The 7,110-nt window shown below is 65.6% G+C and carries 7 protein-coding genes; 2 read left to right on the forward strand and 5 right to left on the reverse strand.

Annotation, left to right across the window (positions count from 1 at the left end):
- Nucleotides 1-221: 221 nt before the first annotated feature.
- Nucleotides 222-1,235 (reverse strand): glucose-6-phosphate dehydrogenase (coenzyme-F420), encoded by a 1,014-nt coding sequence (gene fgd / locus ABZW74_RS23295; protein WP_355279737.1) that lies wholly within the window; start codon nt 1,233-1,235, stop codon nt 222-224.
- 132 nt (nt 1,236-1,367) lie between these two features.
- On the opposite strand from fgd, the gene ABZW74_RS23300 reads away from it, so the two are divergent.
- On the forward strand, nt 1,368-3,365 hold the full coding sequence (locus ABZW74_RS23300) for an ABC transporter ATP-binding protein (RefSeq protein WP_355279739.1): 1,998 nt from the start codon (nt 1,368-1,370) through the stop codon (nt 3,363-3,365).
- Between the two features lie 455 nt (nt 3,366-3,820).
- Here ABZW74_RS23300 and ABZW74_RS23305 read toward each other — a convergent pair whose 3' ends face one another.
- From ABZW74_RS23305 to ABZW74_RS23320, 4 genes are read right to left on the reverse strand one after another with little or no spacing between them, the layout of a single operon-like run.
- On the reverse strand, nt 3,821-4,096 hold the full coding sequence (locus tag ABZW74_RS23305) for a hypothetical protein (RefSeq protein WP_240860601.1): 276 nt from the start codon (nt 4,094-4,096) through the stop codon (nt 3,821-3,823).
- Complete coding sequence (locus ABZW74_RS23310) at nt 4,093-5,277, reverse strand: acyl-CoA dehydrogenase family protein (protein ID WP_355279741.1); 1,185 nt, start codon at nt 5,275-5,277, stop codon at nt 4,093-4,095. The genes ABZW74_RS23305 and ABZW74_RS23310 overlap by 4 nt, the downstream gene beginning before the upstream one ends.
- Before the next feature lie 8 nt (nt 5,278-5,285).
- Nucleotides 5,286-5,672: a DUF202 domain-containing protein gene (locus ABZW74_RS23315; protein WP_240860688.1), complete on the reverse strand. Its 387-nt coding sequence runs from the start codon at nt 5,670-5,672 to the stop codon at nt 5,286-5,288.
- Entirely contained in the window at nt 5,644-6,615 is a 972-nt protein-coding gene (locus ABZW74_RS23320) for an alpha/beta hydrolase (RefSeq protein WP_355279744.1), read from the reverse strand. Before ABZW74_RS23320 ends, ABZW74_RS23315 begins: the two co-directional genes overlap by 29 nt.
- Before the next feature lie 218 nt (nt 6,616-6,833).
- Here ABZW74_RS23320 and ABZW74_RS23325 point away from each other — a divergent pair.
- A partial coding sequence (locus ABZW74_RS23325; RefSeq protein ID WP_355279747.1) for an AMP-binding protein occupies nt 6,834-7,110 on the forward strand: 277 nt, incomplete at its 3' end.

Below are 7,110 nucleotides of genomic sequence, written 5' to 3' on the forward strand. Positions count from 1 at the left end.
CCCAAAACGCTTCCGGCGCTACCGCCCTGCCCATACCGGCTACCTCTCACACGAGGCCTGTTGCGTCGACCGATTGAGGCTGCCCCTACCCTTGGTGTCTTCCCCCAGGAATTTCTAGCGGAAGACTATAAACCCCGGGGAGGAAGCTCTTCCCCTAGATTTTGCGGGCACGACGCCATGGTGTTTCCCCAGGTCAAAAGCCGACAACCGAAGTCTTCGGCTCAGACGGACAACTTCCGCAGTCGGGGTTCGAGGTCGCGTTGGAAGTACTCGAGGAACCGTCGCTGATCGTGTCCAGGGGCGTGGAAGACCAGATGGTTGAGTCCGCAGTCGGTGTAGAACTTGACCTTCTCGACCGCTTCGTCTGGATCGGATGCGACGATCCACCGCTTGGCGACCTGCTCGATCGGGAGTTCGTCGGCGAGGCGTTCCATCTCGGTGGAGGAGTTGACGCTGTGCTTCTGTTCGGCGGTCAGCGACAGCGGCGCCCAGAAGCGGGTGTTCTCCAGGGCGAGTTCGGGATCCGGGTCGTAGGAGATCTTGATCTCGATCATCCGGTCGATCGCGTCGAAGTCGCGTTCGGCCTTCTCCGCACCCTCCTTGACGGCGGGGATCAGCTTCTCCTGGTAGAGGTCCGCCCCCTTGCCGGAGGTACAGATGAAGCCGTCGCCGGCCCGTCCCGCATACCGTGCGACGACGGGTCCGCCGGCCGCCACGTAGACCGGGATCGGTTGTGAGGGAACGTCATACATGTACGCACCCTGCGTGTGGTAGTACTCGCCGTCGAAGTTGACCTCCTCGCCGGTCCACAGTTCGCGCATCAGCTTGATGGCCTCGCGCAGGCGAGCGAAGCGCTCCTTGAACTCGGGCCACTCGCCCTGGAATCCGGTGGCGTATTCGTTGAGCGCCTCGCCGGTGCCGACGCCGAGCATGATCCGCCCCGGGTACAGGCAGCCCATCGACGCGAAGGCCTGGGCGATGACGGCCGGGTTGTAGCGGAAGGTCGGTGTCATCACCGAGGTGCCGATCTGCACGCGCTTGGTGCGCTCACCGACCGCGGCCATCCACGCCAGCGAGAAGGGAGCATGGCCACCGTTGTGGCGCCAGGGCTGGAAATGGTCGGAGACCGCGACCGAATCCATGCCGTGTTCCTCGGCGGCCACCGCGATCTCCACAAGCTCACGCGGGTCGAACTGCTCTGCCGACGCTTTGAAACCGAGTCTGAGTTCTGCCATGCCTCCAACCTACTCACGGAGGGTCGTCGGGCGTGACGGCGGCCACGTCGAAGCGCCCGGTCAACGGTTTGGGCGCACGGTCAACGCGGCAGGAGTGGACTTCAAGTGAACTTGAAGTTCTAACCTGGCGGCATGAGCATGGAATCTGTCGCGTGGGACATGATGTACAAATCGTCGAACTCCCCGTCCGAGCGTCGTCTGCGGGGCGACCGGATGGCGACGCTGCGCCGCATCGGCGGGTTCGCCCGGCCGCATCGCCGACGCATCGCCGCATTCCTGGTGTTGTCGGTCTTCACCGCGGTGCTGACGGTGGTGACGCCACTGGTGGCCGGACGGGTGGTGAACCTGATCACCGCCGGCGCCGGGAGCGCAGCGAGCGGGCCGAATCACAACGGCGGGGATGGTTCGACGATCGTCGGGTTGGCGATGCTGATCGCGTTCATCGCCGTGGTGGAGGCGGCCGTCGGAGTCGTCGTCCGCTGGCTGTCGGCGAACATCGGTGAGGGTCTGATCCTGGATCTGCGTCGCGCCGTCTTCGACCACGTGCAGCGGATGCCGGTCGCGTTCTTCACCCGCACCCGCACCGGCGCTCTGGTGAGCCGGCTGAACAACGACGTCATCGGCGCGCAGCGAGCGTTCAGCGACACGCTATCGGGTGTGGTGTCCAACGCGGTGACCCTGGCGCTGACGCTCGGCGTGATGATCGCGATCAGCTGGCAGGTCACGCTCCTCGCATTGATCCTGTTGCCCATCTTCGTGATTCCCGCCCGGGCGATGGGTGGTCGGATGGCGGCACTGTCGCGGGAGGCGGCCGAGCACAACGCTCGGATGTCGACCCAGATGACCGAACGGTTCTCCGCGCCGGGTGCGACGCTGGTGAAGCTGTTCGGGCGTCCGGAAATCGAGTCGAAGGAGTTTTCCGGACGCGCAGATCGGGTGCGCGACATCGGAGTTCGACGCGCCATGCTGCAAGCAGCGTTCATGACCGCACTCACCTTGGTGTCGGCTTTGGCACTCGCCCTGGTCTACGGTCTCGGCGGTTGGCTGGCCGTACATCAGCATCTGTCGGCGGGCGCGGTGGTGTCGCTGGCACTCCTGCTCACCCGGATGTACGCGCCGCTGACCGCGCTCGCCAATGCACGGGTCGAGATCATGAGTGCGCTGGTCAGTTTCGAGCGCGTCTTCGAGGTGCTCGACCTCGAGCCGCTGGTCGCCGACCGGCCCGACGCGATCGACGTGCCCGGCGCGGAACTCACCCGGCCCGCTCGCTCCGCTCCCGGCGCCGAGAAAGGTGACGTTGTCCCCATCTCGGTGCGACTGTCCGACGTGTCCTTCGGATATCCATCGGCCGACAAGGTGTCGCTGGCGTCGCTGGAAGAGGTTGCCCAACTGGACAACCGGGGTGGCGAGACGATCCTGCACCACATCGACCTCGACGTCGCACCCGGACGCATGCTGGCCCTGGTGGGCAGTTCCGGTGCGGGAAAATCGACTATCGCGGGGCTGGTCACCCGGCTCTACGACGTCGACTCCGGATCCGTGCAACTCAACGGGGTCGACGTGCGAGATCTGCGACTCGACTCGGTGCATCGCACCGTCGGGCTGGTGACCCAGGACGGGCACCTGTTCCACGACTCCATACGAGCCAATTTGGCTCTGGCACAACCCGATGTCACCGACGACGAGATCTGGGCGGCGCTGCGGCGAGCGAGGCTCGCCGAGTTGGTGGAGTCCCTACCCGAAGGCCTCGACACCGTCGTCGGCGAACGCGGGTACCGACTGTCGGGCGGCGAACGTCAGCGCATGACGATCGCGCGCATCCTGATCGCCCAGCCGTCGGTGGTGATCCTCGATGAGGCCACCGCACACCTGGATTCGACGTCGGAAGCCGCCGTCCAGGAGGCGCTGGCCGAAGCGCTCCACGGCCGCACGTCGATCGTCATCGCGCACCGCCTCTCCACGATCCGCGCGGCCGACGAGATCGTCGTCCTCGAGCAGGGCCAGATCGTCGAGCGTGGCGATCACCCGACGCTGCTCGCCCGCGGCGGACGCTACGCCGAGCTGTACCGCACCCAGTTCGCCGACGAGGTCACCGGTGAGCGGTGCTGCCCGGAGTCGTTGAGCGCCTGAGTATCTCGCCAGCCCTTCGAGGCTTGTCGACTTCGAGACAGGGGTGGCGTCGTGACCAGGGCAAATGCGCTACTTGCAGATCAGCGACCCACCGACCGCCTGCGCGGCGATCGTGGAGGCGGGAAGAGTGAAGCCGTCCAGAACGGACCGTCGATTCGCCGGTGCGTCTCCAAAAAAGTAGGGGAAGAAACTCTTCCCCTACCCTTGGAGTCCTCCCCGCGAATTATCTGGGGGACGACTCCGAACCTCGCGGAAGAAACTCTTCCCCTACCCTTGGAGTCCTCCCCGCGAATTATCTGGGGGACGACTCCGAACCTCGCGGAAGAAACTCTTCCCCTAGATTTTGCGAGCACGGCCATGACGTATTCCTGCAGTTCAGGAGGCCGAAGGCAGTACTCTTCGGATCAAGGAGCGCAAGGGGCTCTTCGCGCCGATCGCGCCTCAGGCGGCGAGTCTCAGTCGTCGAGGTCGTCGAGAGGGTCGATGAGACCGCGGCGCGGTTTCTTGCCCTCGACCACCGGCGGTGTGAGCTTGCGGCGACGGAACTGGAGGTAGATCAGCGCGATGTTCACCACGATGATCGCGATACCCAGTGCGACCCATAGCCATCGGCCGTCGCGCCACCAGGTGTAGGTGAGCGCGCCGACGCAGACCATCAGGATGATGGCGCCGACGATCGTGAGGATGCTCGCGAAATTCTGTGCGTTGCGCTGGTATTGGTGGTAAGTCATCGGAAGGCGTCCTTTCCGGTCAGGGCCTTGCCGATCATCAGCTGGTGCATCTCGCTGGTTCCCTCGTAGGTCAGTACGGATTCGAGGTTGTTCGCGTGCCGGATCACCGGGTACTCGAGGGTGATCCCGTTGGCGCCCAGTATCGTTCGGCATTCGCGCGCGATCGCGATGGCCTCCCGGACGTTGTTGAGTTTGCCGAGGCTGATCTGCTCGGGACGCAGGCCGCCGGCGTCCTTGCGTCGGCCCAGATGAAGGGCGAGCAACTGCGCCTTGCCGACCTCGAGTGCCATGTCGGCCAGTTTGACCTGGGTGATCTGGTAGCCGGCGAGAGCCTTGTCGAACACTTCGCGGTCACCCGCGTAATCGATTGCGGCCTCCAGGCAATCGCGCGCGGCGCCCACCGCGCCGAAGACGATGCCGAACCGCGCCTCGTTGAGGCAGCTGAGCGGTCCCTTGAGTCCCTCGACCTCCGGCAGCATGGCCGACGCCGGAAGACGGACGTCCTCGAGCACCAACTCGGCGGTGACCGACGCCCGCAACGACATCTTGTGTTTGATCTCGATACCGCGGAAACCTGGTGTGTCCGTGGGCACCACGAAGCCGCGGATGCCGCGCGACCCTTCACCGAGGTCGGTGCGGGCCCAGACCACGGCGACGTCGGCGACACTGCCGTTGGTGATCCACATCTTGGCGCCGTTGAGAATCCAGTCGTCGCCGTCGCGTTTCGCGGTGGTACGCATGCCCGCCGGGTTGGAGCCGAAATCGGGTTCGGTGAGCCCGAAGCAGCCGATCGCCTCCCCCTTCGCCATGCGGGGCAACCACTCGTCGCGCTGTTCGTCGCTACCGAAGGCACGGATCGCGAACATCGACAACGACCCCTGCACCGAGACGAAACTCCGCAGCCCGGAGTCCACGGCTTCGAGTTCGAGACATGCGAGACCGTAGGCGGTCGCCGACGTCCCGGCACACCCATACCCGTCCAGGTGCATGCCGAACAGACCGAGCTCACCGAGTTCGAGAGCGAGGTCACGCACCGGCAACGCGCCGTCCTCGAACCACCCGGCGACATGAGGCCGGAGGCGGCGGGCGCCGAACTCGCGGACGGTGTCGACGATGGCGCGCTCTTCGTCGTCGATGAGCACATCGAGCGCGAACAGTTCTTCAACGGACTGTGCGGACATCTGTCTCCTCAGTTCTGCAGCACGATCGACACCGCGATCGCAACGGCCACCACCACTATCGCAGCGACCACGAACAGCACTTGAGATGGCCCCGGCATCGGGCCGCCGCGTTCGAGTGCGTTGGTGACCCGGCGCCAGCGCCACGCGCCGATGATCGTGACCACGCAGCCCAGCGCGACCATAATGAGCCCCAGCGAGGTCTCCACGATGGTGTCGGTGACATCGGGTGCGATGTAGACGATCGCGACACCGCCCGCCAGAAATCCGAGGGCGGTTCGGATCCAGGCCAGCAGGGTGCGTTCGGCCGCGAGGCTGAACCGGGCGTCGACTGCGCCGGGGACAGCCGATCCGGATTCGCGGTCGTCCTCAGCCGGCCCGTTCGGTTCGGTCGTCAGCGTTCTTGCCCTCTCTCATCGCCTGGACCACGAATGCGGCGGTCACCTCGATGGCGTGCAATGTGTCCGGATGGTGCACGGCGAGCACGGGGAACGCGTGTACCTGCCACGAGTAGCTGTGCACCACGGCATCGACGCCTGCTGCGTCGAGTCCTTCGACCAGTTCGATGGCGTCGGGCTCGAGCAGTTCGTTCTCGGCGGTGATCAGCACAGTCGGCGGAAAATCCTCCGCCGCGATGTCCCGGATGCGCCGGACGCCGGTCAGCGGGATCGGCCCGCGGTCGAACAGCGACTCGAGCTTGCGCATCTTGGACAGCGGAATATAGGCGTCCGAACGGCTGGAGCGGTCGGGGTTGTCGGCGATGTCGAGGTCGAGCAGCGGCGAGAAGCCGATCAACGCGACCGGGGCCGGGAGATCACGTTCCGCGGCCGCCTCGACGATCTTCGCGGCCAGGAAACCACCCGCCGAGTCGCCGGCCACGACCACCCGGCGGTAGCCACGTTCGGTCAGCAGTTCGGTGTAGGCGGCGACCGCGTCGGCCACCGATGTCCCCACCCCCGCGTTGGGGAGCTGCCGGTATTCGAGTGAAAACACCGGGATCTCGCAGGAGCGCGCCATCCGCGCCGCGATGGAGCGGTGGGTGCCGAGTCCGCAGACGACGAACGCGCCGCCGTGCAGGTAGAGCATCGCGGTGTCGCTGTCCCGGCGTGACGGTCCCGCCGGGACGATCAGCTCGACGGGACGGTCGGCGAGGGTCATCTGCTCGCGAACCACGCCGCGCGGCTTTGGCCCCACAGCGAACAACAGGTCGATGAGAAAGAGTCCGGCCATCCCGGTCTTGTTCAGCGGCCACAGTGCGAGGGTGGGCTTCAACAACAGCCTGGTGCCCAGCCACATCGGGTACGACCGGAGACTCGGCTTGCGGTGTTCCACGATCGGCATTCGTCTCCTCCTGACCCAACCGGCGGCAGAAATCCCTGTGGCGGAAATCTTCGAGGATCTCTTGTCGGGACCCTGTGGTGAAACTACACCCGCATGCCGCGAGAGGCCGCGAAATACGGCCGGTTTCGGGCGGAAGGTCACCGTCGGCGACGGTCGAGACACGGACCACGACACCCGCCGTTCGCACTGGTGGGCTATATTCTCGAACTCGTGTCGAGATGGTGGCGGTGACCGTGCGGATACCCGAGCAATTCTTGCTGTCTGCGCAGGCCAGCGCGCCGAGGACGCTGTGCGATGTGTTGACCGAGACAGCGATGAACTTCCCCGATGCACCGGCCATCGACGACGGTGATCAAGTTCTCAGCTACACGCAGTTGCTCGCCGTCGTCCGCCGGGCGGCCGCGCGACTCGGCGACGCGGGCGTGGGGCGGGGATCGCGCGTCGGAATCCGTATGCCGTCGGGCTCGCGTGATCTCTACGTGGCGATCCTGTCGA

The organism is Gordonia sp. NPDC003585 (assembly GCF_040610755.1).
Lineage (GTDB): Bacteria > Actinomycetota > Actinomycetes > Mycobacteriales > Mycobacteriaceae > Gordonia.